This is a genomic window from Pseudoxanthomonas spadix BD-a59, assembly GCF_000233915.3.
In the GTDB taxonomy this organism is placed as follows: domain Bacteria; phylum Pseudomonadota; class Gammaproteobacteria; order Xanthomonadales; family Xanthomonadaceae; genus Pseudoxanthomonas_A; species Pseudoxanthomonas_A spadix.
Genome location: NC_016147.2, coordinates 365,943 through 391,646 on the forward strand (window position 1 = coordinate 365,943; position 25,704 = coordinate 391,646).

23 protein-coding genes are annotated in these 25,704 nt (G+C 69.9%); 22 read left to right on the forward strand and 1 reads right to left on the reverse strand.

Annotation, left to right across the window (positions count from 1 at the left end; all coding sequences use genetic code 11):
* The first annotated feature begins 86 nt into the window (after positions 1-86).
* The 17 genes from purL (at position 87) to def (ending at position 19,397) form a co-directional block, all read left to right on the forward strand.
* Positions 87-4,469, forward strand: a complete 4,383-nt coding sequence (gene purL, locus DSC_RS01615; protein ID WP_014159366.1) for a phosphoribosylformylglycinamidine synthase — start codon at positions 87-89, stop codon at positions 4,467-4,469.
* A 168-nt stretch (positions 4,470-4,637) separates the two neighbouring features.
* On the forward strand, positions 4,638-6,362 hold the full coding sequence (gene gspE / locus DSC_RS01620) for a type II secretion system ATPase GspE (RefSeq protein ID WP_425476604.1): 1,725 nt from the start codon (positions 4,638-4,640) through the stop codon (positions 6,360-6,362).
* An 86-nt stretch (positions 6,363-6,448) separates the two neighbouring features.
* A complete protein-coding gene (locus DSC_RS01625) occupies positions 6,449-6,787 on the forward strand; it encodes a GIY-YIG nuclease family protein (protein ID WP_014159368.1) in 339 nt (112 codons plus the stop codon).
* Positions 6,788-6,830: 43 nt separating this feature from the next.
* Entirely contained in the window at positions 6,831-8,048 is a 1,218-nt protein-coding gene (gene xpsF / locus DSC_RS01630) for a type II secretion system protein XpsF (RefSeq protein ID WP_014159369.1), read from the forward strand.
* 50 nt (positions 8,049-8,098) lie between these two features.
* Positions 8,099-8,536, forward strand: coding sequence for a type II secretion system major pseudopilin GspG (gene gspG / locus DSC_RS01635; protein ID WP_014159370.1), 438 nt, complete (start codon positions 8,099-8,101; stop codon positions 8,534-8,536).
* Positions 8,537-8,579: 43 nt separating this feature from the next.
* On the forward strand, positions 8,580-9,095 hold the full coding sequence (gene xpsH / locus DSC_RS01640; RefSeq protein WP_238527662.1) for a type II secretion system protein XpsH: 516 nt from the start codon (positions 8,580-8,582) through the stop codon (positions 9,093-9,095).
* 86 nt (positions 9,096-9,181) lie between these two features.
* A complete protein-coding gene (gene xpsI / locus DSC_RS01645; RefSeq protein ID WP_014159372.1) occupies positions 9,182-9,601 on the forward strand; it encodes a type II secretion system protein XpsI in 420 nt (139 codons plus the stop codon).
* Positions 9,598-10,236 (forward strand): general secretion pathway protein GspJ, encoded by a 639-nt coding sequence (locus tag DSC_RS01650; RefSeq protein ID WP_014159373.1) that lies wholly within the window; start codon positions 9,598-9,600, stop codon positions 10,234-10,236. Before xpsI ends, DSC_RS01650 begins: the two co-directional genes overlap by 4 nt.
* Positions 10,233-11,102 carry a type II secretion system minor pseudopilin gene (locus tag DSC_RS01655; protein ID WP_014159374.1) on the forward strand — a complete coding sequence of 290 codons (870 nt, stop codon included), beginning with the start codon at positions 10,233-10,235 and terminating at the stop codon, positions 11,100-11,102. The genes DSC_RS01650 and DSC_RS01655 overlap by 4 nt, the downstream gene beginning before the upstream one ends.
* The gene (locus DSC_RS01660; RefSeq protein WP_014159375.1) at positions 11,099-12,244 is read left to right on the forward strand and encodes a PilN domain-containing protein; all 1,146 of its coding nucleotides are present in this window, start codon (positions 11,099-11,101) and stop codon (positions 12,242-12,244) included. Before DSC_RS01655 ends, DSC_RS01660 begins: the two co-directional genes overlap by 4 nt.
* A complete protein-coding gene (gene gspM, locus DSC_RS01665) occupies positions 12,234-12,869 on the forward strand; it encodes a type II secretion system protein GspM (RefSeq protein WP_014159376.1) in 636 nt (211 codons plus the stop codon). The genes DSC_RS01660 and gspM overlap by 11 nt, the downstream gene beginning before the upstream one ends.
* Positions 12,859-13,674 carry a hypothetical protein gene (locus DSC_RS01670; RefSeq protein ID WP_014159377.1) on the forward strand — a complete coding sequence of 272 codons (816 nt, stop codon included), beginning with the start codon at positions 12,859-12,861 and terminating at the stop codon, positions 13,672-13,674. Before gspM ends, DSC_RS01670 begins: the two co-directional genes overlap by 11 nt.
* A 9-nt stretch (positions 13,675-13,683) precedes the next feature.
* Positions 13,684-15,960 (forward strand): type II secretion system secretin GspD, encoded by a 2,277-nt coding sequence (gene gspD / locus DSC_RS01675; RefSeq protein ID WP_014159378.1) that lies wholly within the window; start codon positions 13,684-13,686, stop codon positions 15,958-15,960.
* The gene (locus DSC_RS01680) at positions 15,957-16,802 is read left to right on the forward strand and encodes a glycosyltransferase (protein ID WP_014159379.1); all 846 of its coding nucleotides are present in this window, start codon (positions 15,957-15,959) and stop codon (positions 16,800-16,802) included. Before gspD ends, DSC_RS01680 begins: the two co-directional genes overlap by 4 nt.
* Positions 16,786-17,631 carry a glycosyltransferase family 2 protein gene (locus DSC_RS01685; RefSeq protein WP_014159380.1) on the forward strand — a complete coding sequence of 282 codons (846 nt, stop codon included), beginning with the start codon at positions 16,786-16,788 and terminating at the stop codon, positions 17,629-17,631. The genes DSC_RS01680 and DSC_RS01685 overlap by 17 nt, the downstream gene beginning before the upstream one ends.
* 51 nt (positions 17,632-17,682) lie before the next feature.
* Complete coding sequence (gene pncB, locus DSC_RS01690) at positions 17,683-18,870, forward strand: nicotinate phosphoribosyltransferase (protein WP_014159381.1); 1,188 nt, start codon at positions 17,683-17,685, stop codon at positions 18,868-18,870.
* Complete coding sequence (gene def, locus DSC_RS01695) at positions 18,867-19,397, forward strand: peptide deformylase (RefSeq protein ID WP_014159382.1); 531 nt, start codon at positions 18,867-18,869, stop codon at positions 19,395-19,397. Before pncB ends, def begins: the two co-directional genes overlap by 4 nt.
* A gap of 234 nt (positions 19,398-19,631) precedes the next feature.
* On the opposite strand, the gene ettA is transcribed toward def, so the two are convergent.
* The gene (ettA, locus tag DSC_RS01700; protein WP_014159383.1) at positions 19,632-21,296 is read right to left on the reverse strand and encodes an energy-dependent translational throttle protein EttA; all 1,665 of its coding nucleotides are present in this window, start codon (positions 21,294-21,296) and stop codon (positions 19,632-19,634) included.
* A 238-nt stretch (positions 21,297-21,534) separates the two neighbouring features.
* Between ettA and DSC_RS01705 the strand changes: the two genes are divergently transcribed.
* The 5 genes from DSC_RS01705 to ribD all read left to right on the forward strand — a co-directional run bounded on the left by DSC_RS01705 (position 21,535) and on the right by ribD (position 25,677).
* Positions 21,535-21,999, forward strand: a complete 465-nt coding sequence (locus DSC_RS01705) for an RcnB family protein (RefSeq protein ID WP_014159384.1) — start codon at positions 21,535-21,537, stop codon at positions 21,997-21,999.
* A gap of 210 nt (positions 22,000-22,209) precedes the next feature.
* Positions 22,210-23,478 (forward strand): serine hydroxymethyltransferase, encoded by a 1,269-nt coding sequence (glyA, locus tag DSC_RS01710; RefSeq protein ID WP_014159385.1) that lies wholly within the window; start codon positions 22,210-22,212, stop codon positions 23,476-23,478.
* A gap of 90 nt (positions 23,479-23,568) precedes the next feature.
* Complete coding sequence (gene nrdR, locus DSC_RS01715; RefSeq protein ID WP_014159386.1) at positions 23,569-24,102, forward strand: transcriptional regulator NrdR; 534 nt, start codon at positions 23,569-23,571, stop codon at positions 24,100-24,102.
* Positions 24,099-24,590, forward strand: coding sequence for a GNAT family N-acetyltransferase (locus DSC_RS01720; RefSeq protein ID WP_425476599.1), 492 nt, complete (start codon positions 24,099-24,101; stop codon positions 24,588-24,590). The genes nrdR and DSC_RS01720 overlap by 4 nt, the downstream gene beginning before the upstream one ends.
* The gene (ribD, locus tag DSC_RS01725) at positions 24,583-25,677 is read left to right on the forward strand and encodes a bifunctional diaminohydroxyphosphoribosylaminopyrimidine deaminase/5-amino-6-(5-phosphoribosylamino)uracil reductase RibD (RefSeq protein WP_014159388.1); all 1,095 of its coding nucleotides are present in this window, start codon (positions 24,583-24,585) and stop codon (positions 25,675-25,677) included. The genes DSC_RS01720 and ribD overlap by 8 nt, the downstream gene beginning before the upstream one ends.
* Positions 25,678-25,704: the final 27 nt, after the last annotated feature.

Genomic DNA, 25,704 nt, shown 5'->3' on the forward strand with positions numbered 1-25,704 from the left:
CACCCGCATCGCGAAGCCGGCCCGGCGCCGGCTTCGCTACAATCGCCGGCCCCGTTCCCACGGCATCCTCGCCACGGTTCCCGGACATGATCGTCCTCGAAGGCCAGCCGGCCTTGTCGCAGTTCCGCCGCGCGCGGCTTGAATCCCGTCTGAAGTCCCTCGCACCGATGGTGCGCATCGTGGACACCTGGCAGGTCTTCTTCATCGAGCCACAGGGCGATGCCGCCCCGAACCTGGACGCGCTGCGGCGCATCCTCCAGGCCGAAGGCGCGCCGTCGGCGCCGGCCGATGGCGCGGTTTCGCGCTTTGTGGTGCCGCGCCTGGGCACCCGTTCGCCCTGGTCGAGCAAGGCCACCGAACTGGTCCGCGGCGCCGGCCTGGCCATCGCCCGGGTCGAGCACGGCACGCGCATCGACCTGGCCGGGCTGCCGGCCGATGCCGGTGCCCAGGCTGCGCTTGCCAAGCTGCTGTACGACCCGATGACCCAGTCGCTGCTGGACTCCAGCCACGCGGCCCAGGCGCTGTTCAGCGCGCCGGCGCGCGGCCAGCTGCAGCGGGTGGCGCTGGCCGAGCTGGAAAGCGCCAACACCCGCCTGGGGCTGGCCCTGGCCCAGGACGAGATCGATTACCTGCGCAGCCGCTATGCCGAACTTGGCCGCGACCCCTCGGACGTGGAACTGATGATGTTCGCGCAGGCCAATTCCGAGCACTGCCGGCACAAGATCTTCAACGCCAGCTGGACCCTGGATGGCCGCGAGCAGGACCGCTCGCTGTTCCAGATGATCAAGCACACCCACCAGCAGACCCCGCAGCACACGCTGAGCGCTTATAGCGACAACGCCGCGGTGGTGGCAGGGCCGCTGGCCTGCCGCTATCGCCCGGACCCGGCCAGCGGCCAGTACCGCAGCGAGCCTGCGGTCGCGTCGGCCTTCGCCATCAAGGTGGAAACCCACAACCATCCGACCGCGATCGCGCCGTTCCCCGGCGCGGCCACCGGCGCCGGCGGCGAGATCCGCGACGAAGGCGCCACCGGCCGCGGCGGCAAGCCCAAGGCCGGCCTGACCGGCTTCTCCGTCTCGCACCTGCGCATCCCGACCCTGCCGCAGCCCTGGGAAGCCCCGCGCGTGCTGAACCCGCGCATGGCCCCGGCCCTGGACATCATGCTGGACGGCCCGCTGGGCAGCGCCGCGTTCAACAACGAGTTCGGCCGGCCCAACCTGCTGGGCTATTTCCGCAGCTTCGAGCTGGCCCAAGGCCACGCGCCCGATGGAAGCGTGCTGACCCGCGCCTACGACAAGCCGATCATGCTGGCCGGTGGGCTGGGCGCGATCGACCGCAACCAGGTCCAGAAGAAGACCCTGCAGCCGGGCGATGCGGTGATCGCGCTGGGTGGCCCGGCGATGCTGATCGGGCTGGGCGGCGGCGCGGCCAGTTCGGTGGCCTCCGGCGACAGTGCCGAGGACCTGGATTTTGCCAGCGTCCAGCGCGCCAACCCGGAGATGGAGCGGCGCTGCCAGGAGGTCATCGACCGCTGCGTGGCGCTGGGCGCGGACAACCCGATCCGCTGGTTCCATGACGTCGGTGCCGGTGGCCTGTCCAACGCCATTCCCGAACTGCTGCACGACTCGGGCGTGGGCGGGGTGATCGACCTGGACCGGGTGCCCAGCGACGACCCCTCGCTCTCGCCGCTGCAGTTGTGGTGCAACGAATCGCAGGAGCGCTACGTGCTGGGCGTGCCGCAGGCGCGCCTGGCTGAATTTGCCGAGCTGTGCGCGCGCGAGCGCTGCCCGTTCGCCGCAGTCGGCGTGGTCACCGCCGAGGAGCGGCTGGTGGCGGGGTATGGCGTGCTGGGTGAGGCCGGGGCTCGGGACTCGGAAGCCGGGGAAGCCGGGACTCGGGACCTGGGAGCCGGGACCCGGGACCTGGGAGCCGGGACCCGGGACCCGGGACCCGGGACCCGGCAAGAGCAACAGCAAGAGTCCGCCGGTTTCGGGGCGTCTGGTCCTTTGTCTGTCGTGGCCTCTGCTTTTCCGGGTTCCGGGTCCGGCGAGCTGCCCATCGACCTGCCCATGGACGTGCTCTTCGGCAAGGCGCCCAGGATGCACCGGGACACCGTGCATCCGGCCGCGCCGCGCTGGCCCGAGCTGAAGACCGCCGCGCTGGACCTGCACCAGGCCGGCCTGCGCGTGCTGGCCCATCCGTCGGTGGCATCGAAAAGCTTCCTGGTCAGCATCGGCGATCGCAGCGTCGGTGGCCTGACCGCGCGCGAGCAGATGGTCGGCCCCTGGCAGCTGCCATTGGCTGACTGCGCGATCACCCTGGCCGGCTTCGAGACCTTCGCCGGCGAGGCGATGTCCATCGGCGAACGCACGCCGCTGGCGCTGCTCGATGCCGCCGCCTCGGCGCGCATGGCCGTGGGCGAGGCGATCACCAACCTGTGCGCCGCGCCGGTGCCATCGCTGGACCGCGTCAAGCTTTCCGCCAACTGGATGGCCGCGGCCAACCACCCTGGCGAAGACGCGCTGCTGTTCGACGCGGTCCGTGCGATTGGCATGGACCTGTGCCCGCAGCTGGAGCTGAGCATCCCGGTGGGCAAGGACTCGCTGTCGATGCAGGCGGCGTGGGGCGAGGAGGCCGGGACTCGGGACGTTGAAGCCGGGACCCGGGACCCGGGACCCGGGACCCGGGAAGAGCAAGCGCAAGCGCAAGAGCCCGTCGGCTCCGGATCGTCGGTCGCTCCCGTGTCTGCCGTTGCCTCTGCTTCTCCGGGTCCCGGGTCCCGGGTCCCGAGTCCCGGCACCCGGCAAGCGCAAGAGTTCACCAGTTCCGATTCGTCGGTCGCTCCCGTGTCTGCCGTTGCCTCTGCTTCTCCGGGTCCCGGGTCCCGGGTCCCGGGTCCCGGCTTCACCACCCCGGGTCCCGGCTTCAATGTCCCGAGTCCCGGCTTCAAAAGCGTCTCCCCCGTTTCCCTGGTGATCACCGCGTTCGCCCCGGTCGATGACGCGCGCGCCCAGCTGACCCCGCTGCTCTCGCGCGAGCCGGACACCGAGCTGTGGTTGATCGGCCTAGGGGGCGGCAAGCAGCGCCTGGGCGGTTCGGTGCTGGCCCAGGTCCATGCCGGCGACGACGCGCTGCCGGCCTTCGGCGGCGACGCGCCGGATCTGGACGATCCGCAGCTGCTGCGCAATTTCTTCGAACTCATGCGCGATGCGCGTGCCTTCGGCCTGCTGCTGGCCTACCACGACCGCAGCGACGGCGGCGCCTTTGCCACGCTGTGCGAGATGGCCTTCGCCGCGCACCTGGGCCTGGACATCGCGCTCGATGCCTGGGGCGATGACGCCTTCCGCGCGCTGTTCAACGAGGAGCTCGGCGCGGTCGTGCAGATCGCTTCGGAAGACCGCGCCGCCTTCGCCGACCTGGTCGAGCGCCATGCCCTGACGCAATGCGCCCAGCGCATCGCCAGGACCAGCACCGCGCCGATGGTGCGCGTCACCCGGCAGGGCCACACCCTGGCCGAATGGCGCTGGGAACAGCTGTTCGACGCCTGGTGGTCGGTGACCCACGCCATGCAGCGCCTGCGCGACAACCCGGAAAGTGCCGACGACGAACGCCACACCGCGCGCACCTTCGCCGATCCTGGCCTGCGGCCCAGGCTGACCTTCGACCCGGCCGAGGACGTGGCCGCGCCGTTCATCGCCACCGGCGCCCGGCCGAAGGTGGCGATCCTGCGCGAGCAGGGCGTCAACGGCCAGATCGAGATGGCCCACGTGTTCGAACGGGCCGGCTTCGATGCCTTCGACGTGCACATGAGCGACCTGGTCGAAGGCCGCATCACCCTGGACCGGTTCACCGGCCTGGCCGCCTGCGGCGGCTTCAGCTACGGCGATGTGCTCGGCGCAGGTCGCGGCTGGGCCACCTCGATCCTGGAGCGCAGCAAGCTGCGCGCCCAGTTCGCCGCCTTCTTCGCCCGCACCGACACCTTCAGCCTGGGCGTGTGCAACGGCTGCCAGATGCTGAGCCAGCTCAAGGACATCATCCCCGGCGCCGAATCCTGGCCGCGCTTCCTGCGCAATCGCAGCGAGCAGTTCGAAGCGCGCACCAGCCTGCTGGAAGTGGTCCAATCGCCGTCGGTGTTCTTCCGCGGCATGGCCGGCTCGCGCATTCCGGTCGCCGTTGCCCATGGCGAAGGCCGCGCGCAATTCGATTCACCGGTGGACCAGGCCGCCGCCCGCGTCGCGCTGCGTTTCGTCGATGGCGATGGCCAGCCGGCCTTGCGCTATCCAATCAATCCAAACGGCTCGCCCGAGGGCATCACCGGCCTGACCAGCAGTGATGGCCGGGTCACCATCCTGATGCCGCACCCAGAGCGCAGCGCGCGCACCATCAACCTGAGCTGGTCGCCGCAAGGCTGGCCCGAGGACTCGCCGTGGCTGCGCATGTTCCGCAACGCAAGGGTGTGGTGCGGCTGATTCGACCGGACAGATCCGCAAGCCGGCGATGAGGCGGCGCGGTTCATCGCCCCGGCCCCTGCGCCACCGGCATGGGTGCCGGCTGTCTGCGCCTGGAGCGTTCCGCGGCGCCGCAGTCCGGCTGCTAAAGTGCCGGCACATGCCGACTTGGGTTTCCACGTGAACGCGGTGTCCTCATCGATCGATCGTCCGGCGCCGGAGCGCGCCGACGAACGCGTGGTCGCGGCCCTGCTGGCCAAGGGCCGGCTCAAGGACGTGGATCTGGTGCGCGCCCGGCGGCTGCAGGAGGAAACCGGCGGCAGCGTGCTGGCCCTGCTGCTGCGCCTTGGGCTGGTGTCCGAACGTGACCATGCCGAGACCAGCGCCGAGGTGCTGGGGCTGACCCTGCTGGCGGCCAGGCAGTTGGCCGACGTTGCCCCGGAACTGCCCGAGGACGTGGCGCTGTCGTTGCGCTTCCTCAAGCAGTTCCATGTCTGCCCACTGGGCGATGCCGACGGTGCGCTGAACCTGTGGGTCGCCGATCCCTGCGATGGCTATGCGGTCGATGCGGTGCGCATGGCGATCGGCCGCCCGGTGCGGGCGATGGTCGGGCTGCGCTCGGAAATCGACGACACCATCGAGCGCTGGCATGGACAGGGCCGCAGTGCGATGGGCGCGATCGTGGAGAACGCCGACGGTGACAGCAGCGGTGACCTGGACGATGTCGAACACCTGCGCGACCTGGCCTCCGAAGCGCCGGTGATCCGGCTGGTCAACCTGGTGATCCAGCGCGCGGTGGAACTGCGCGCCTCGGACATCCACATCGAGCCGTTCGAAAGCCGCCTGAAGGTACGTTATCGGGTCGACGGCGTGCTGGAGGAAGGCGAAAGCCCGCCGGCCAACCTCACCGCCGCGGTGATCAGCCGCGTCAAGATCATGGCCCGGTTGAACATCGCCGAGCGGCGGCTGCCGCAGGACGGGCGCATCCAGCTGCGGGTGCAGGGCAAGGAGCTGGACCTGCGCGTGAGCACGGTGCCCACCGCCCATGGCGAGAGCGTGGTGATGCGCCTGCTGGACCGCGAGACGGTGGTGTTCGACTTCCAGCGGCTGGGCTTCACCGATGAGTTCCTGCCGCAGTTCCTGCACGTGCTGCAGCAGCCGCACGGCATCCTGCTGGTGACCGGGCCGACCGGCTCGGGCAAGACCACCACGCTGTACACCGCGCTGAGCCAGCTCAACACGTCCGACGTCAAGATCATCACCGTCGAGGATCCGGTCGAATACCAGATCGAAGGGCTCAACCAGATCCATGTGAAGCCGCAGATCGGCCTGGATTTTGCCAGCGCGCTGCGCAGCATCGTGCGCCAGGATCCGGACATCATCATGATCGGCGAAATGCGCGACCTGGAGACCGCGCGCATCGCCATCCAGTCCGCGCTCACCGGCCACCTGGTGCTGTCCACGCTGCATACCAACAACGCCGCCGGCGGCATCACCCGGCTGCTGGACATGGGTGTGGAGGACTACCTGCTGACCTCCACCATCAACGGCATCCTGGCCCAGCGCCTGGTGCGCCGGCTGGAGCCCACCCACGCCGAACGCTATCCGGCCACGCCGGAGGAAATCGCCAGGTTCGAGCTGCGCCGGTTCCAGCCCGAAGGCCAGATCACGCTGTATCGCCCGCGCGCTTCGGCGCTGGCCCCAACCGGCTACCTGGGCCGCACCACCATCACCGAGTTCCTGGTGATGGACGACGAGCTGCGCCGGGCGATCATGCGCCACGCCGGCATGGGCCAGATCGAGGCGCTGGCCCGCAAGGCCGGCATGCGCACCATGTACGAGGACGGCATCGCCAAGGCCCTGGCCGGCATGACCACCATCGAGGAAGTGCTGCGGGTGACGGAGGATGGGTGAGCGGGTCCTGATCATCCCGGCGCACGCGATGCCCGGAATCGTCATTCCCGCGAAGGCGGGAATCCATGGACGTCCAAGGAAGAGCGATGGCCAAACAGCCCTGTGTCTATCTGCTGGCCAGCAATCGCAATGGCACGCGCTATGTGGGCGTGACAAGCAACCTGGTCGGCCGCACTTGGCAGCACCGGGCACATGCCGTCCAGGGGTTCACCGATCGCCACGATATTACGCGGCTTGTCTGGTACCAGATGCACGACACGATGGAATCGGCGATTGTTCGGGAGAAGCGGATCAAGAAATGGCGACGCGCCTGGAAGCTTCAACTGATCGACGTTTTCAATCCTTCCTGGCGGGATTTATGGCCGGATATCGTGGGAGAGGTGCCAAAGGCGAACGTCCATGGATTCCCGCATTCGCGGGAATGACGGGTCGATTTTTTGCCAGACCCCGTCTGCCCAGGTCTCGCTGATGCCTCTCTACCGCTACAAGGCCCTCAACGCGCGCGGCGATGTGCTGGAGGCGCAGATGGAAGCGGCCAGCGAGGCCGAGGTGGTCGCGCGCCTGCAGGAACAGGGCCACCTGCCGATGGAGGCGAAGCTGGCCTCCGAAGGTGGCGGGCTGGGCGCATTCAAGACGCTGCTGCAGCCCAACGCGTTTTCCGGGCAGCGGCTGGTGCTGTTCACCCAGCAGCTGGCCACGCTGCTCGGCGCCGGCCAGCCGCTGGATCGCGCGCTGACGATCCTGCTGGAGCTGCCCGACGAGGACAAGGCGCGCAATACGGTGGCCGACATCCGCGAAGCGGTGCGCGGCGGTGCGCCGCTGTCCACGGCGCTGGAGCGCCAGCACGGCAGCTTCTCGCGGCTGTACATCAACATGGTCCGCGCGGGCGAGGCCGGCGGCAGCCTGCACGACACCCTGCAGCGGCTGGCCGAGTACCTGGAGCGCAGCCGCGCGCTCAAGGCCCGGGTGGTCAACGCGCTGATCTATCCGGCGATCCTGCTGGTGGTGGTCGGGCTGGCGATGCTGTTCCTGCTGGGCTACGTGGTGCCGCAGTTCTCGCAGATGTACGAAAGCCTGGACGTGGTGCTGCCCTGGTTCACCCGGATCGTGCTGGCGATCGGCCAGTTCGTGGCCGGCTGGTGGCTGGCGCTGGTCGTGATCCCGGCGGCGCTGGTGCTGTGGGCCGAGCGCAAGCGCCGCGACACGGCTTTCCGCGACCGCTTCGATGCGTGGATCCTGCAGCGCAGGCTGATCGGGCCGTTGCTCGCGCGGCTGGAAACCGCGCGCCTGGCCCGCACCCTGGGCACGCTGCTGCGCAACGGCGTGCCGTTGCTGGGGGCGCTGGGCATCGCCGGCAAGGTGCTGGGCAACCGGGCGCTGGCGGCCGATGTCCAGGGCGCGGCCGATGCGGTCAAGAACGGCCGCGCGCTGTCCGCCTCGCTCGGCGCCGGCAAGCGCTTTCCGCGCCTGGCGCTGCAGATGATCCAGGTCGGCGAGGAGTCCGGCGCGCTGGACACGATGCTGCTCAAGACCGCCGACACCTTCGAGGCGCAGACCGCACAGGCGCTGGACCGCATGCTGGCCGCGCTGGTGCCGGCGGTGACCCTGGTGCTGGCGGCGGTGGTGGGTGCGGTCATCATCGCCGTGTTGGTGCCGCTGTACGATCTGGCCGGCGCCATCAACTGATTTGTCGAAACCTTTCCCCCGCACCCGCAACACGTAACGGAAGATCGCACATGCACGACCGACGTTCCTTCTCGCCACGGCCCGCGCGCGCCGCCCAGGCCGGCTTCACCCTGATGGAAATCATCGTGGTGGTGATCCTGATCGGCGGCATCGTCGCCTTTGCCGCCAGCCGCATCCTGGGCAACGCCGACCGTGCCAAGGTCAACCTGGCCCGCGCCCAGGTGCAGACCGTGGCCGAGAAGATCCAGCAGTTCGAGATGGACACTGGCCGTCTGCCCGGTGCACTGAACGAACTGGTCAGCGCCCCGGGCGATGCCGGTGGCTGGCTGGGTCCGTACGCCAAGCAGACCGAGCTGAAGGATCCCTGGAACCACCCCTACCAGTACGCGGTGCCCGGCCAGGATGGCCCGTTCGACCTGATCAGCCTGGGCAAGGACGGACAGCCCGGCGGTGACAGCGTCAACGCCGATATCCGGTACCAGCACTGAGCACGGCATGGCCCGCCGCGCGCCCTGGCCCGGCCCTCCCGCGGTGCGGGCTTTCAGTCCGGCGCTCGCGCACGGCCCGCGCGCGTCCAGCCGGCCGCGCGCAGGCGCCACCCGGCATTCCGGCTTCACCCTGATCGAGGTGCTGGTGGTGGTCGCCCTGATCGCGCTGATCGGCACGATGACGGCGGTGGCCATGAGCGGCGGCCTGCAGGGCATGCGCCTGCGTTCTGCTGCCAAGGAGATCGCCACGCAGCTGCGCTTCACCCGCGCCCAGGCCATCGCCAGCGGCCAGCCGCAGCGCCTGGTGATCAATCCGTCCGGACACCTGTACGCCGCACCCGGCAGGCGCAATGGGCGGATTCCACAGGAGCTGGGCATCGCCTTCTACGGCGCGCGCCAGGCCAGCGCGCAAGCCGGCGAAGGCGCGATCGTGTTCTATCCCGACGGCGCGTCCACCGGTGGCCGCATCGAGCTGTCGGCCGGGCAGGCGGTGCGCCGGATCAGCGTGGCCTGGCTGACCGGTGAGGTGCGGCTGGACACGCCGGGGCCGGCGCCGTGATGCGGCGCGACTTCGGCCGCGGACTCGTGAAGGCTTGCGGTGCAAAGGCCTGCGCCCCCGGGGGGCGTGCGCGTGCCCTTGCGTCATTGGCCCGGCAGCGCGGCTTCACCCTGATCGAAGTGGTGGTCGCCTTCGCCCTGCTGGCGCTGGCACTGACCCTGTTGCTGGGCTCGCTGTCCGGGGCGGCGCGGCAGATCCAGCGCGCCAACCTGTCCGGGCGCGCGGCCCTGCACGCGCAGACGCTGCTGGCCCAGGTCGGCGCCGGCAGCGCGCCGGTGCCGGGCCATGACGAAGGCGACCTGGAGCAGGGCCGCTACCACTGGACCCTGGACATCGCACCCTGGACCGACCCGCAGCGCGCGGACACCGCCCTGACCGGACCCGCCGCCACGCGCCTGCTGGAAGTGCAGCTGACCGTGGCCTGGGGCAGCGGCGCGGGCGAACGCCTGCAGTGGCGCAGCCTGCGCCTGGTCGCGCCGCAGGGCACGCCGGGGGCCGCGCCATGAGGCGCCACGCCCAGGGCTTCACCCTGATGGAAATCCTGCTGGCCACGCTGTTGCTGGCGGCAGGGCTGGCAGTGGGCTTTGCGACCCTGCGCGCGGCCACCGCGATGGTCCATCGCGGCGAACTCATTGCCGCGCGCAACGAGCGCCTGCGCGCGGTGCAGGGCTTCCTGCGCAGCCACCTGGCTTCGGCCCAGGCGATCGCCTACGAAATGGACGACGAACACGGCATTGCCAGCCGCTTCGCCGGCACGCCCACGACGATGCGCTTCGTGGCCGACCTGCCCGATTACCTGGGCCGCGGCGGGCCCTACCTGCACGATGTCCGGGCGGTCGAGGACGGCAGCCGCCTGCAGGTGGACCTGGCGATGGTGCAGGCCGGGCGCACCGTGGCCGAGCCCGGCTCGCCGCGGCCGCCGGAGCTGTTGGCCGATGGGCTGGAGTCGGTGCGCTTCCGCTACCGCGGGCTGGACCCGGACGCCGCCAGGCTGGGCCCGTGGCAGGACGGCTGGAGCCAGGTCGAGACCCTGCCGGTGCAGGTGTCCATCCAGATCGAAGCGGCCGATGGCACGCGCTGGCCGGACATGGTCGTGACCCTGGCCCAGGGCAACGGCAGCAGCCACCAGGTCGCCCCGTGAGCCGGGCGGGCCTGGTCGCGCCGGGCGCCCAGCGCGGGGTGGCGCTGCTGCTGGTGGTGTGGCTGATCGCGCTGCTGACCGCGCTGATCGGCGCCTTTGCCATCTCCGCGCGGGTCGAGTCGCTGCAGGGCCGGGTGCTGGCCCAGGGCAGCGTGGTCCAGCAGATCGCCCGCGCCGGGCTGGAATATGCCCTGCAACGCGTGGCCGACCCCGACCCCGGCAGCCGCTGGACCCCCGATGGCCGGCCTTACGCCTGGCAGTACGCCGGCAGCCAGGTGCAGGTGCAGCTGGTGGACGAATCGGGCAAGGTCGATCTGAACCAGGCCGACGCCCAGATCCTGTCCAGCCTGCTGCGCGCGGTGGGCGTGGAGGCGGCCCAGGCCCAGCAGCTGGCTGGCGCCGCAGTGGACTGGCGCGACAGCGACGCGCTGTCCCAGGTGGCCGGCGGTGCCGAGGACCCGGACTATGCCGCCGCCGGCCTGCCGTACGGGGCCAAGGATGCGCCGTACGAATCGGTGGCCGAGGTCGAACAGGTGCTGGGCTGGACGCCGCAGCTCTACGCCAGGGTCCGCGCCTACCTGACCATCTACGCAGGCCGCGGCCGGCCCGATCCCCGCTATGCACAAGCTCCGGTGCTGACCGCGCTGGGCCTGGACCCCGGCCTGGTGCTGGCCCAGCGCCAGGGCAGCATCGGCCAGCCGGCGCTCGTGGGCCAGGGCACCGGCACGTATAGTATCCAGAGCCGCGCACGCACCCCCGATGGCCGCCAGGCGGTGCTGCGGGCGGTGGTGCGGGCCGGGGGCGGGCCCACACCGGGTTCGATGTACACCACGCTGCGCTGGGAGGAAGGTTGGGAGCCCCGATGACGACACCGCGCGCCGGCACGGCTGTGCTGCCGGGCCTGGGGCGCTGGCTGGGCGCTGCCGGCCGCTTCCTTTCCTGGTGGCGCGATGCGCTGGCCAGCTGGCTGCCGTCGCGCTGGCGCGTGCTGTTCGGGCTGGCCGCCGAGCGCCTGCTGCTGGTCCCGCAGGACGACCAGGTGGCGCTGCTGCGCGCCGGCCAGGCCGGGCTGGAACCACTGGCCACTGTGCCCCTGCCGTTGACCACCGCCGATCTGGACGCAGTGCTGTCGCCGCGCCTGGCCGGCCTGCCGCGCTGGAGCCTGCTGCCGGCCGTGCAGGTGCTGCGCCGTCCGCTGCTGCTGCCCGGCGCCGCCGCCGAGCGCCTGCGCCAGGTCGTCGGCTTCGAGATCGACCGCCAGACCCCGTTTACCGCCGAGGCGGTGTACTTCGACGCCCGCCTCACCCGGCGCCGGCCCGATGGCCAGATCGAGGCCGAACTGGTGGTCGTGCGCCGCCAGGGCGTGGACCGCGCGCTGGAGGCCCTGGGCCCCCTCGCCGCGGGCCTGGCCGGACTGGATGTCGCCGATGCGCACGGCCAGCCGCTGGGGGTGAACCTGCTGCCGCCGGCTGGGCGCGTGCGTGGCGCCGGTCCGGCCCGTCGCTGGAACCTGGTTGCGGCCGTGGTGGCGGTGCTGGCGCTGGCCTTCGCCGGCTGGCAGGTGCTGGCCAACCGCCGCGCCGCCGCCGATGCCTTCGCCGCACAGGTCGAACGCAGCGCTGCCAGCGCCCGCGAGGTCGCCGCCAAACGCCAGCAGCTGGTTGATCTGGTCGAAGGCGCGAAGTTCCTGCAGGCCCGGCGCGCCGCCCGCCCGACCACCATCGAGGTGCTGGACGAACTGACCCGGCTGCTGCCCGACAGCACCTACCTGGAGAAAGTCTCGATCGAAGGCGATCGGCTGCTGCTGATCGGCCTGAGTCCGCAGGCGCCGGGCCTGGTCAAGGTGCTGGAAGGCTCCAGGCTGTGGACCTCGCCGGCGCTGACCGGCGCGTTGCAGATGGATCGCCGGACCCGCCTGGACCGGTTCAGCATGACCGCCCAGCTGGCCGGTCCCAAGCCGCCTTCCAACACTGCCCCGGCCGCGCGCAGGAATGCCAATGCCGGCTAGGCGCGCAGGCCGGGACCGCTGGCTGGCACTGGGCCTGCTGCTGGCCGCGCTGGCGCTGGCCTATCTGGTCCTGGTCCACCCGTGGTGGACCGTGCCGATGCGCGCGCTCGGCGCCCGCATCGAGTCCTTGCAGCAGCGCGAGCTGCGGGTGCGCACCCAGCTGCAGCAGCGCCCGCAGGTCGAACGCCAGCTCGCCGCCGCCCAGGCTGCATTGGGCAAGCAGCCGGGCTTTCTGTCCGAACCCTCGGCCGAGCTGGCCACCGCCGCGCTGACCCAGCGCCTGGAAACGGTGGTCGGCCAGGCCAGCCCCGGCAACCGCAGCTGCGCCATCACCAACCGCTCGCCGTTCCCGGCCGGCGGCGGCGAGCGTTTTCCGCGCGTGGTGGTCCAGGTGACCCTGCGCTGCGGCGTGCCGGAAACCGCCGCGGTCCTGCATGCGCTGGAATCGGGCAGCCCGCGCCTGTTCGTGGACAACCTCAACATCCTGGCGCAGAGCTTCAACTTCCGCACGCCCAATGCCCCCGATTCCGCCGGAGGACTGAACGTGAGCTTCGACCTGTCCGGTTATCTCAACCCTTCCGCTGCCGCGCCCACGCCGGCCCGCGCAGGTGCGCATGCGCAGTGAATCGCTCGGCCCGCGCACCTGGCTGCTGATGGCGGCGGCGGGCTGGTCGGTGCTGACGGCCGTGCTGGCGCTGGCCGGCATGGGCAGCCGGATCGTGCCGCTGGCCGACGACCCGGCGCTGGTCCAGGCGCTGCCGGCCCTGCCCAGGCCGGCGCCGGAACGGCTGGGACCGCTGCAGCAATATTCGGAGATCGTGCGCCGCCCGGTGTTTGCCGCTGACCGCCAGCCACACGATTTCTTCCTGGAAGGCCAGGGTGGCGAGCAGGCCGGCAAGGGCTTCGACTACGTGCTGACCAGCGTGCTGATCACCCCGCGCGTGCGCCTGGCGATCCTGCAGTCGCCGGGTCAGGGCGGTCCGGCCTCGGCGGTACGGGTCAGGCTGGGCGATGCGCCGCCGGCTGCTCCGGCCTGGCACCTGACCGCACTGGAGCCACGCCGGGCGGTGTTCGAAGGCCCCGAAGGCCGGCGCACGCTGGAACTGCGGGTATTCGACGGCCAGGGCGGGCAGCCGCCGACCCGGCTGGCCGGGGCCCAGCCGCAGGGCCAACAGCCAGCGCAGAGCGGGCCGGGTGCGGCCACCCCGGCCGCTGGCGCGGGCAGCGCGCAGACGCCGCCGCGCGAGCGGCCCTCGCCCTCGGACACCCAGGTGCGTGGCGCGCCGCCGGCGGCCAATCCCGATGCCGCCGAGCCAGCGCCGGCGCTGACCACCGAGCAGCAGATGCAGGCCATCCGCGAACGCATCCAGGCCCGCCGCCGGCAGATGCGCGAACAACAGAACTCCGGTGCGCCGGAAACGACCAAGTAGAGTGAGGACATGACGTCACGCCCCACCATCCTCATCGGCCTCCTGCTGGGCCTGTTGGCCGGCTGCGCCAGCGCGCCGGTGCCCACCGTGCAGCGCCAGGGCAATGTCGCCAATCCCGAGGCCCGTGCAGGCGCCGCGCAGACCGCGCCGCTTGAATCGGCCGAACCGCCGGTGACCGGGCCGCAGGCGCAGATCCGCCGCGGCAGCGGCCAGGTGATCAACCGCAGCGCCGCCGCGTCCGCGCCGCCGGCACCGGCCGCTGCCAGCAACGGCAGCGCCACCTTCAATTTCGAAGGCGAATCGCTGCAGGCGGTGGTCAAGGCGATCCTGGGCGACATGCTGGGCCAGAACTACGTCATCGCGCCCGGCGTGCAGGGTACGGTGACCCTGGCCACACCGCGTCCGGTGTCGCCGGCGCAGGCGCTGTCGCTGCTGGAGCAGGTCCTGGGCTGGAACAACGCGCGCCTGGTCTATGCCGAGGGCCGCTACAACATCGTCCCGGCCGACCAGGTCCTGGCCGGTACCGTGGCGCCGCGTTCGGGCGGTGCCGGCAACGCGCGCGGCTACGAGGTGCGGGTGGTGCCGCTGCGGTTCATCGCGGCCAACGAGATGAAGAAGATCCTGGAGCCGTACGCGCGGCCCGACGCAGTCATCGCCACCGATCCCACCCGCAACATCATCACCCTGGGCGGTTCGCGCAGCGAGCTGGAAAACTACCTGCGCACCGTGCAGATCTTCGACGTGGACTGGCTGGCGGGCATGTCGGTGGGCGTGTTCCCGCTGGAGACCGGGCAGGCCACCAAGGTGGTGTCCGACCTTGAAAAGGTCTTCGGCGAGGCCAGCAAGACGCCCAGTGCCGGGATGTTCCGGTTCATGCCGCTGGAAGGGGCCAACGCGGTGATGGTGATCACCCCGCAGGCGGCCTACCTGGACCAGATCCGCGACTGGCTGGAGCGCATCGACAATGCCGGCGACAGCCCGCGGCTGTTTTCGTATGAGCTCAAATACATCAAGGCGCGCGACCTGGCGCAAAGGCTGGCCGAGGTGTTCGGCAGTGGCGGTGGTCGCAACGACGGCAATGCCGGCACGACCCTGGCGCCGGGTGCGATCGGCGCTTCGCTGACTTCCAGCGGCATCGGCGAAAGCGGCAGCACGCTGCAGTTCGGCAGCCGTTCGGGCGCGTCCGGCCTGGACAATGCTGGCCCGGACAGCGGGCTTGGCAATGCAATGTCGACCGGAGCGGGTTCGGGCATCGGGGGCAGTGGCGGCGATCTGGCGCTGAGCCAGCGCCAGGAAGGCAACGGCGCGGTCACCCTGGAAGTGGAAGGCAACAAGGTGGGGGTGGCCGCGGTGGAGGAAACCAACTCCCTGCTGGTGCGTGCCAGCGGCACCGCCTGGCGCTCGATCCGTGAGGTGATCGACAAGCTCGATGTCATGCCGATGCAGGTCCACATCGAGGCGCAGGTGGCCGAGGTCAACCTGACCGGCGACCTGCGGTACGGGGTGAACTGGTATTTCGAGCAGGCGGTCAACGCGCCGCTCACCGGCGATGCCAGCAGTGTGATCGGCAACGGCGCCGGCCTGCCCAGCGCCGCCGGCCGCGATATCTGGGGCGATCTGGCCGGCACGGTGGGCAGCGGCGGTCTGGGCTGGACCTTCCTGGGCAAGAATGCCGCCGCGGTGATCCAGGCCCTGGACGAGGTGACCGACCTGCGCATCCTGCAGACCCCGTCGGTGTTCGTGCGCAACAATGCCGAGGCCGAGTTGAAGGTCGGTACCCAGATTCCGGTGAACTCCTATTCGGTCAGCGCCGGCATCGGCGTGGACACCTACAGCCAGGTCCAGTACCTGGACACCGGCGTGATCCTCAAGGTGCGCCCGCGGGTGACCAGGGACGGCACGGTGTTCATGGAGATCGCGCAGGAAGTCAGTTCCCCCGGTGCTGCGCCGGCCAACTGCAACGCCGCCGTCTCCGCCTGCAACGTGCCGATCAACACCCGCTTTGTCAGGACCGAGGCAGCCGTGCAGAGCGGCGACACCATCATGCTGGCCGGCCTGATCAGCGATTCCACCGAAGACGGCTCCTCCGGCGTGCCCTATCTGAGCAAACTTCCGGTCATCGGCGGCCTGTTCGGTTCCAGGACCCAGAGCACGGACCGGCAGGAAGTCATCGTCCTGCTCACGCCCACCATCGTGCGCAACCCGCAGGAAGCACGCAACCTCACCGACGAATACAGCCAGCAGTTCCGCGCGATGGAACCGTTGAATCCGCCGAAGGACAAGTGAGCCCGGTTCCTGCCGACGCGCTGCCCGTGGTGCTGCTGCCGGTCGGGGTGGACGAGGCCGCGCTCGATGCGTGCCTGGCCGCGCTCGACGCCGCCACGCCGGCCGGCACCCAGGTGTGGCTGGCCGACGATGCGCAGAGCGGGCCGCGCGGCCGCGCACTGATCGAGCGCTGGCTGGGCCGGACCCGGCTCAAGGCCGACTACACGCGCCGGCCCGCGCCGCTGGGCGAAGTGGCGCACCTGGATGAAATGCTCGCCGCCTGTGCCGGCCTGGATGTGGTGGTGCTGGCGCCCGATGCGCAGCCGCTGCCGGGTTGGCTGGTGCAGCTGGCCGGCTGCCTGGCCAGCGATGCGTCCATCGCCACCGCCACGCCCTGGTGCAATGCCGGCGAAACGGCTGGGTGGCCGCGCCTGGGCGAAGTGGACCGGCCGCCGGCCGACCGGCAGCGCACCGCGCAGGCCTGCGCGGCGATGCCGGCCACCTATCCCGAGTTGCCCGCCGCGGTCAGCCATGCCGTGGCCCTGCGTGGTCGCGCGCGTGCGCGTGCCGGCGGCCTGGACCAGCACAGTTACCGCAGCGGGTATGCGGCACTGATCGACCTGTCACTGCGTCTGTCCGGGCTGGGCTGGCGCAACGTGCTGTGCCAGACCGCCTTCGTCGCCCGCGCTGGCGAAGGCGGCCCGGCCGACGGCGACCTGGACGCGCTGGCCGCGCGCTGGCCGGACTGGAACGCGCGCCTGGCGCGCTTCCTGATGGAGGACCCCTTGCAACAGGCCCGCGCCCGCCTGCAGGCATGCCACGCCCGGCTTGTGATGGAACCGCAGCGTGAACTGTTCGGCTGAGGGCGGCATCGCCGCGGTGGTGGTGACCCACCAGAGCGCTTCGACCATCGAGGCCTGCCTCACCCGGCTGCGCGCCGCCCAGGGCGTGGTCCAGATCCGGGTGGTCGACAACGGCTCCGATGACGGCACCCTGGCGCTGGTCCAGCGCCACGCCGCACGCGATCGGCGCGTGCGTTTCATCGCCAATCCGGACAACCCCGGCTTTTCGGTGGGCTGCAACCAGGGTGCGGTGGATTCGTCGGCGCCGTGGCTGGCCTTCGTCAATCCCGACCTGATGGTCCAAGCCGACACCCTGGCGCGCCTGCGCGCGCACGCCCAGGCCCTGCATCCGGTGCTGCTGGGCGCGGACCTGATCGACCCGGACGGCCAGCGCGACAGTGCCGCGCGCCGCCGCGACCCGGACTTCGGCGCGATGCTGCGCAGCCCCGGCCGGGGCGGCCAGCTGGGCGTGCCGGTGGACCAGAACCGCGCCGTACAGGACGTGCAGGCAGCCTCCGGTGCGCTGATGTTCATCGCCCGCGGCCTGTTCGATGCGCTGGGCGGCTTCGACCCCGGCTACCGGCTGCATGCCGAGGACCTGGACCTGTGCCGGCGCGCGCGTCTGGCCGGGGCCCGGGTGGCGGTGGCCAACGACGTGCCCGTGCTGCACCTGCGCGGGGTGTCCAGCGCTGCGCGGCCGCTGTTTGTGGAATGGCACAAGCATCGTGGCCTGTGGCGTTACTTCTGCAGGTTCGAAGCCGCCCAGCGCGCGCTGCCGGTCCGCATCGGCGTGTGGGCCGCGATCTGGGCGCATTTCGTCCTGGCGGCGATGCAGCGTCTGCTGCGCTGACCTAAGCCCGCGTGGCTCGGGCCCAGGCCAGGCCGCGCGCATAATGCCGTCATGATCATTCGCTCGCTGCTCGACACCGATCTGTACAAGTTCACGATGATGCAGGCGGTGCTGCATCAATACCCGGCCGCACAGGTGCAGTACCGCTTCAAGTGCCGCACCCCGAACATCGACCTGGCTTCGCACCTGCCGCGCATCCGTGCTGAAATCGACGCACTGTGCACGCTGTACCTGGCTGACGACGAGCTGGATTACCTGCGCGGCCTGCGCTTCATCAAGTCCGATTTCGTCGACTTTCTCGGCCTGTTCCACTTTGACCGCAAGTACGTCCGGCTCGAGGCATCGGCCGAGGTGCCCGGCGAGATCGAGCTGGTGATCGAGGGCCCGTGGCTGCACACGATCCTGTTCGAGGTGCCGCTGCTGGCGATCATCAACGAGGTCTATTTCGATGCGCTGGGCCAGGGCGACGCCGAGGAAGGCTTGCGTCGGCTGCAGGCCAAGCTCCAGCGCCTGCGCGCGATCCCCGATGCGGCCGCTTGCGCGATCGCCGACTACGGCACCCGCCGGCGCTATTCGCGCAGCTGGCATGGGCGGATGCTGCCGCTGCTGCGCGATGGCCTGGGGGCGCAGTTCGTGGGCACCAGCAACGTGTATTTCGCCCGCCAGTACGGGATGACGCCAATGGGCACGATGGCCCACGAGTGGCTGCAGGCCTTCCAGGCGCTGGGGCCGCGTCTGCGCGATTCGCAGGGCGCCGCGCTGGAAGCCTGGGCGCGCGAGTACCGTGGCGACCTGGGCATCGCGCTGAGCGACGTGGTCGGCATCGATGCCTTCCTGCGCGACTACGACATGTATTTCTGCAAGCTCTTCGACGGCATGCGCCATGATTCGGGCGATCCGTTCGTGTGGGGCGAGCGCATGCTGGCGCACCTGGCGGCCAACCGCGCCGACCCGCGGACCAAGTCGCTGGTGTTCAGCGACGGGCTGGACGTGGACAAGGTCGAACGCCTGTCGGCGCACTTCCGCGGCCGCTGCCGGCTGGCCTTCGGCATCGGCACCAACCTGACCAACGACCTGGGCCCGCAGGCGCTGAACATCGTCATCAAGATGACCCGCTGCAATGGCCAGCCGGTGGCCAAGCTGTCCGATTCGCCCGGCAAGAGCATGTGCGACGATCCGGACTACGTGCGCTATCTGCGCCAGGTGTTTGGCCTTCCTCCAGAGGAGATTTCCGCATGATCCGCGACATCATCCGCATGGGCGAACCGGTGCTGCTACAGCGGGCCGAACCGGTCGAGCACTTTGCCACCGGCGAACTGCGCGACCTGGTTGATGACATGTTCCAGACCATGGAACTTGCCAACGGCGTGGGCCTGGCCGCGCCGCAGGTGGCGGTGGGCAAGCGGGTGATCGTGTTCGGTTTCGACCACAACACGCGCTACCCGGACGCACCGGCGGTGCCGCGCACGGCGCTGTTCAACCCGGTGGTCGAACCGCTGTCCGATGCGCTGGAAGACGGCTGGGAAGGCTGCCTGTCCATTCCCGGCCTGCGCGCGGTGATCCCGCGCTTCAGGCGCATCCGCTACAGCGGCTGGAATGCGCAAGGCCAGCGCGTGGAGCGGGTCGCCGAAGGCTTCCACGCGCGCGTGGTCCAGCACGAGGTCGATCATCTGGACGGGATCCTGTATCCGTCGCGGATCCGCGATTTCTCCACCTTCGGGTTCACCGACGTGCTGTTTGCAGAGGGTCGGTCACCGGCGATCTGAAGGTTGAGGCTGGCGACCAGGTGCCGGACCGTGCGCCGCAGCTGATTTGAGGTGCCGTTGGACACCTTGGGTCGCACGAAGAAAAGCCCGGCAGTTCAGGCCCCAAAGCAACGTCCCTGGATGACCAGCCATACGGCTGTTGAAAAGCATTTCCCGCCTGCGCGGGGATGGCAGAGGCATGCCTCTGCCGGGCTTGGCACAGGCACCCGCGCGTTGCGCCGGTGCGCCAAGGCATCACTTCAGCGCCTTGAAGCGCAGGCGATGCGGCTGGGCGCCATCCACGCCCAGGCGGCGCTTCTTGTCCGCTTCGTACTCGCGGTAGTTGCCCTGGAAGAACTCCACGTGCGAGTCGCCTTCGAAGGCCAGGATGTGGGTGGCGATGCGGTCCAGGAACCAGCGATCGTGGGAGATCACGAACGTGTTGCCGGGGAACTCCAGCAGCGCGTCTTCCAGCGCACGCAGGGTTTCGATGTCCAGGTCGTTGGACGGCTCGTCCAGCAGCAGCACGTTGCCGCCCTGCAGCAGGGTCTTGGCCATGTGCAGGCGACCGCGTTCACCGCCGGAGAGCGAACCGACCAGCTTCTGCTGGTCCTGGCCCTTGAAGTTGAAGCGGCCGATGTAGGCGCGCGACTGGATCTCGATGCCGTTGATGTTGAGGATGTCCAGGCCGCCGGCAATCTCCTGGAAGACGTTGTGGTTGCCTTCCAGTGCCTCGCGGCTCTGGTCGACGTAGGCCAGCTTCACCGTCGGCCCGATCACGATCTGGCCGCTGTCGGGCTTCTCCTGGCCGGTGATCATCTTGAACAGGGTCGACTTGCCGGCGCCGTTGGGGCCGATGATGCCGACGATGGCACCGGCCGGGACCAGGAAGTTGAGGTTCTCGAACAGCAGGCGGTCGCCGAACTTCTTTGACACGTTCCTGAACTCCATCACCGCGTTGCCCAGGCGCTCGCCCGGCGGGATGAAGATTTCATTGGTCTCGTTGCGCTTCTGGTAGTCCACCGACTGCAGCTCTTCCAGCCGGGCCAGGCGCGCCTTGCCCTTGGTGCGGCCGCCCTTGGCGTTCTGCCGTGACCATTCCAGTTCCTTCTGGATCGCCTTCTGGCGGGCCTTTTCCTGGCTGTCCTCCTGCTTGAGGCGTTCTTCCTTCTGCATCAGCCAGTCGGTGTAGTTGCCCTTCCACGGAATGCCGCGGCCGCGATCCAGCTCCAGGATCCACTCGGCGGCGTTGTCCAAGAAGTAGCGGTCGTGGGTGACGGCCACCACGGTGCCGGGGTACCGGGCCAGGAACTGTTCCAGCCATTCCACCGACTCGGCGTCCAGGTGGTTGGTCGGTTCGTCCAGCAGCAGCATGTCCGGCTTCTGCAGCAGCAGCCGGCACAGCGCCACGCGGCGCTTTTCGCCGCCGGAGAGCTTGCCGACGATCGCATCCCACGGCGGCAGGCGCAGCGCATCGGCGGCGACGTCCAGCTGCTGCTCCAGGGTGGCCGCATCGCCGGCGGCCAGGATCGCTTCCAGGCGCTCCTGTTCCTTGGCCAGTGCGTCGAAGTCGGCGCCTTCCTCGGCGTAGGCGGCATACACCGCATCCAGCGCGGCCTGGGCCTGCAGGACTTCGCCCACGCCTTCCTCGACCGCTTCGCGCACGGTGTGCTCGGGGTTGAGTTCCGGTTCCTGGGCCAGGTAGCCGACCTTGATGCCTGGCTGCGGGCGGGCTTCGCCTTCGAAATCGGTATCCACCCCGGCCATGATCTTCAGCACCGTCGACTTGCCGGCGCCGTTCAGGCCCAGCAGGCCGATCTTGGCGCCGGGGTAGAAGCTGAGCGAAATGTCCTTGAGGATCTGGCGCTTGGGCGGCACCATCTTGGACACATGGTTCATGGTGTAGATGTATTGCGACATGCGATCTCCGACATTGGACGCAGCCGGCCAACCGCGCCACACGGAACAGGCGAGGAGGTCGGTGGAAAGGGATGGCCCAGTATAGGCGCTGGGGAGCGGCGTCCCAACCGGAAGGCCGAAACTGAACAGGGGGATTCCGGAGTATTAACCGAAGTTTTGTGAACCGTTTCCAGCAAGTTTCCGTTCACCCCGACGGCGCATCATCGGCAGCGTGACACCACGTTACGGAGTAGACGCCATGAAACGCACGATCCTGTCCCTGCTGAGCATTCCGGTCCTTGCCATGTCGCTGGCGGCAGCGCCGGTCATGGCAGGCGAACGTGACCACGACCGCGGCCGCGGCCACCACGGCTGGGATAAAGGCCACGACAAGCACCACGACCGCCGAGCCGACCATTACGACCGTTACGACCGCCGCGATGCCTATCGCGACGGGTACCGCGACGGCTACCGCCGCCCGGTGGTGGTACACAACCATTACCGCCCGGGCCCACCGCCGCGCGTCTACCGTCCGTATGCCTACGAGCGCGGTCATCGTTACGACAACTATTACAGTGGCCGGACCTACGTGATCAACGACTACGACCGTTACTACGTGCGTCGTCCGCCTCACGGGCACCACTGGGTCCGCGACGACCGCGGCAACCTGATCCTGGTCGCCATCGCCACCGGCGTCATTACCGATCTGCTGCTGAACCACTGATTGCCTCGGGTTGCTGAAAGGCCAAGGGCGCATCCTCGCCGATGCGCCCTTTTTCGTGGACGCGCCGATGCGCCCCGTGGCGTGGAATCGGCACTCCGGCGCTGGCATTGGTGGCCCCATGCCTGGAAGGCTTACAATCCGCTGCCCTGCAGGCCCGCGCGGCGACCCCGCGATGGCGGCAGCCGACCCGTCCTGAATCCCGGAGCCCAGATGTTCCCGCGTGACGTCCGTATCGAAAGCTATGACCCCGAGCTGGCCAAGGCCATCGCCGCCGAAGCCCAGCGCCAGGAGGATCACGTCGAGCTGATCGCCAGCGAGAACTACACCAGCCCGGCGGTGATGCAGGCCCAGGGCAGCGTGCTGACCAACAAGTACGCCGAGGGCTACCCGGGCAAGCGCTATTACGGCGGCTGCGAGTTCGTGGACATCGCCGAGCAGCTGGCGATCGACCGGCTCAAGCAACTGTTCGGCGCAGGCTCCACCCAGGACATGTATGCCAACGTCCAGCCGCACAGCGGCTCGCAGGCCAACCAGGCCGTGTACCTGGCGCTGCTGCAGCCGGGCGATACGATCCTGGGCATGTCGCTGGCCCATGGCGGCCACCTCACCCACGGCGCCAAGGTCAACGTGTCCGGCAAGCTGTTCAATGCGATCCAGTACGGGGTCAACGAAGCGGGCCTGATCGATTACGACCAGGTCGAGCGCCTGGCCCTGGAGCACAGGCCGAAGATGGTGGTCGCCGGTTTCAGCGCGTACTCGCAGGTGGTGGACTGGGCGCGCTTTCGCGCCATCGCCGACCAGGTGGGGGCATTCCTGTTCGTGGACATGGCGCACGTGGCCGGGCTGGTGGCCGCGGGGGTGTATCCCAGCCCGCTGGAACACGCGCACGTGGTCACCTCCACCACCCACAAGACCCTGCGCGGGCCGCGCGGCGGCATCATCCTGGCCAAGGGCGCCGGCGAGGAGATCGAGAAGAAGCTGCAGTCCATCGTGTTCCCTGGCATCCAGGGCGGCCCGCTGATGCACGTGATCGCGGCCAAGGCGGTGGCCTTCAAGGAAGCGCTGGAGCCGGGCTTCAAGACCTACCAGCAGCAGGTGCTCAAGAACGCCCAGGCGATGGCCAACACGCTGATTTCGCGCGGCTACAAGATCGTCTCCGGCGGCACCCAGAACCACCTGATGCTGGTGGACATGATCGGCAAGCAGGTGTCCGGCAAGGATGCCGAGGCCGCGCTGGGCAAGGCCCACATCACCACCAACAAGAATTCGGTGCCGGGCGATCCGCGCTCGCCGTTCGTGACCTCGGGCCTGCGGCTGGGCACGCCGGCCATCACCACGCGAGGTTACCTGGAGGCCGACACGATCGAGCTGGCCAACTGGATCGCCGAGGTGCTCGACGCGTCAGGCGATGGCTCGGTGCTGGCGGCGGTGCGCGAAAAGGTCACCGCGCAGTGCAGGAAGTTCCCGGTGTATGGCTGAAGGCGAGGCGTGAGAAACGAGTAACACCCGCCCCTGGCTTTTTCCTCACTCCTCACTTCTCGTTTCTCATCCTCCGCCCCTGAGCAGCCCATGCACTGCCCCTTCTGCCAGAACACCGACACCCGCGTGATCGACTCGCGCGTGTCCGAGGACGGGGCCACCATCCGCCGGCGCCGCGAGTGCGAGGCCTGCGGCGAGCGCTTCAGCACCCTGGAAACCATCGAGCTGAAGCTGCCGGCGGTGATCAAGTCAGACGGTCGTCGCGACGTCTTCGACGCGCGCAAGCTGCGCCAGAGCTTCGACCGCGCCCTGCACAAGCGCGCGGTGTCCGAGGAGCAGATCGAGGCGGCGGTGCGCGCGGTGATCCAGCAGCTGCGCCGCACCACCGAGCGCGAACTGTCCTCGCGCCGGATCGGCGAATTCGTCATGGCCGAGCTGCGCAGGCTCGACCACGTGGCCTTCGTGCGCTACGCCTCGGTGTATCGCAGCTTCGAGGACGTGGCCGATTTCCGCGAGGAACTCGATCGCCTGGAGCGCGACCTGCCCGGCGAGGGCCAGCTGCCGCTGCTGGGCGGCGAGGTGCTGCCGTTGGGCACGCCGGACGCCAAGCACAAGAAACGTTGAGCCGCGCAGCCTTGCAGATCGCACCGCTCTGGGATTACCCGCAGCACCTGGCCGAGGTGGCGCAGGCGCACCTGCAGGCCTTCGGTGGCCTGTCCCCGGACTGGCGGCTGGACCAGGCGCAGGCCGAACTGGCCAGCCATGGCCGCGGCGACCGGATCCCCACGACCTGGCTGGCGCTGGAGGGCGAGCAGTGGCTGGGGTCGGTGAGCCTGCTGGCCAACGATGACGAACGCATCGACCAGTACAGGCCGTGGCTGGCCTCGCTGTACGTGCGCCCGCAGGCGCGCGCGGCCGGCATCGGCGCGGCGCTGGTGCGGCACGGCGTGCAGGCCGCCGCTGCGCTCAAGGTGCCGCGCCTGCATCTGTACTGCCAGGATGCGCTGGTGCCGTACTACGCGCGGCTGGGCTGGCAGCCGCTGGACCGGCTGGCGCTGGGACCGTTGCAGGTGGTGGTCATGGCCATCGCCCCTGGAGCCGTGGATGTCTGAATTTTCCGCCACCGACCACGCCCACATGGCCCGTGCCCTGCGCCTGGCCGAACGCGGCGCCTGGACCACCAAGCCCAACCCGATGGTCGGCTGCGTGATCGCCCACGGCCAGACGGTGGTGGGCGAAGGCTTCCATCAATATGCCGGGCAGCCGCACGCAGAAGTGTTCGCGCTGGGCCAGGCCGGCGCGCGCGCGCGCGGCGCCACCGTGTACGTGACCCTGGAGCCATGCGCGCACACCGGACGCACCGGGCCATGCGCCGATGCGCTGGTGGCTGCCGGGGTAAGCCGCGTGGTGACCGCCATGCGCGACCCGTTTCCGCAGGTGGACGGGGCGGGCTTCGAGAAGCTGCGGGCCGCTGGCATCGCCGTGCAGGTCGGGCTGCTGGAAGCGCAGGTGCGCGAGCTCAACCGCGGCTTCCTCTCGCAGGTGGTGCGCGGCCGGCCGTGGCTGCGGGTCAAGCTGGGCGCCAGCGTCGATGGCCGCACCGCCATGGCCAGCGGGGAGTCCAAGTGGATCACCGGGGCGGCCGCGCGGGCCGATGTGCAGCGCTGGCGCGCGCGCTCCGGCGCGATCCTGACCGGGGCGCGCACGGTGATCGCCGATGATCCTTCGCTCACCGCGCGGCCTGAAGAGGACCAGCCGGTCGTGCCACCGCTGCGGGTGGTGCTCGATGCCACGCTGGCCAGCCTGGACCAGGTCCGCGTGCAGGCCGGCGATGCGCCCACCCTGTACCTGCACGGCCCGCTGCCCACGCGCGTGGCCGACCACGACCAGGTGCACTTCGAACAGATCCCGCTGCACGAAGGCCGTCTGGACCTGCGTGCGGTGCTGGCCGCGCTGGCCCGGCACCGGGTCTGCGAAGTCCAGGTCGAGGCCGGCGCCACCCTGTCCGGGGCGCTGATGGCCGCCGGGCTGGTCGACGAGCTGCTGCTCTACCTGGCCCCGACCCTGCTGGGCGACGGCGCCCGTCCGCTGCTCTCGCACCTGGGCATTGCCGCGCTGGCCGAGCAGCAGCGCCTGCGCGTGGTCGACGAGCGCAGGGTCGGTGCGGACCTGCGCCTGCTGCTGCGGCCGGCCGGCTGAGGCCACCCCTGCAACGCTGCGTGCGCG

Excerpts from the sequence above, each read along its gene's own strand:
- purL (WP_014159366.1), top strand. The coding sequence starts at position 87 with ATGATCGTCCTCGAAGGCCAGCCGGCCTTGTCGCAGTTCCGCCGCGCG.
- DSC_RS01625 (WP_014159368.1), top strand. The coding sequence starts at position 6,449 with ATGGCCAAACAGCCCTGTGTCTATCTGCTGGCCAGCAATCGCAATGGC.
- xpsF (WP_014159369.1), top strand. The coding sequence starts at position 6,831 with ATGCCTCTCTACCGCTACAAGGCCCTCAACGCGCGCGGCGATGTGCTG.
- gspG (WP_014159370.1), top strand. The coding sequence starts at position 8,099 with ATGCACGACCGACGTTCCTTCTCGCCACGGCCCGCGCGCGCCGCCCAG.
- DSC_RS01650 (WP_014159373.1), top strand. The coding sequence starts at position 9,598 with ATGAGGCGCCACGCCCAGGGCTTCACCCTGATGGAAATCCTGCTGGCC.
- DSC_RS01660 (WP_014159375.1), top strand. The coding sequence starts at position 11,099 with ATGACGACACCGCGCGCCGGCACGGCTGTGCTGCCGGGCCTGGGGCGC.
- gspM (WP_014159376.1), top strand. The coding sequence starts at position 12,234 with ATGCCGGCTAGGCGCGCAGGCCGGGACCGCTGGCTGGCACTGGGCCTG.
- DSC_RS01670 (WP_014159377.1), top strand. The coding sequence starts at position 12,859 with ATGCGCAGTGAATCGCTCGGCCCGCGCACCTGGCTGCTGATGGCGGCG.
- gspD (WP_014159378.1), top strand. The coding sequence starts at position 13,684 with ATGACGTCACGCCCCACCATCCTCATCGGCCTCCTGCTGGGCCTGTTG.
- pncB (WP_014159381.1), top strand. The coding sequence starts at position 17,683 with ATGATCATTCGCTCGCTGCTCGACACCGATCTGTACAAGTTCACGATG.
- def (WP_014159382.1), top strand. The coding sequence starts at position 18,867 with ATGATCCGCGACATCATCCGCATGGGCGAACCGGTGCTGCTACAGCGG.
- ettA (WP_014159383.1), bottom strand. The coding sequence starts at position 21,296 with ATGTCGCAATACATCTACACCATGAACCATGTGTCCAAGATGGTGCCG.
- DSC_RS01705 (WP_014159384.1), top strand. The coding sequence starts at position 21,535 with ATGAAACGCACGATCCTGTCCCTGCTGAGCATTCCGGTCCTTGCCATG.
- glyA (WP_014159385.1), top strand. The coding sequence starts at position 22,210 with ATGTTCCCGCGTGACGTCCGTATCGAAAGCTATGACCCCGAGCTGGCC.
- nrdR (WP_014159386.1), top strand. The coding sequence starts at position 23,569 with ATGCACTGCCCCTTCTGCCAGAACACCGACACCCGCGTGATCGACTCG.
- ribD (WP_014159388.1), top strand. The coding sequence starts at position 24,583 with ATGTCTGAATTTTCCGCCACCGACCACGCCCACATGGCCCGTGCCCTG.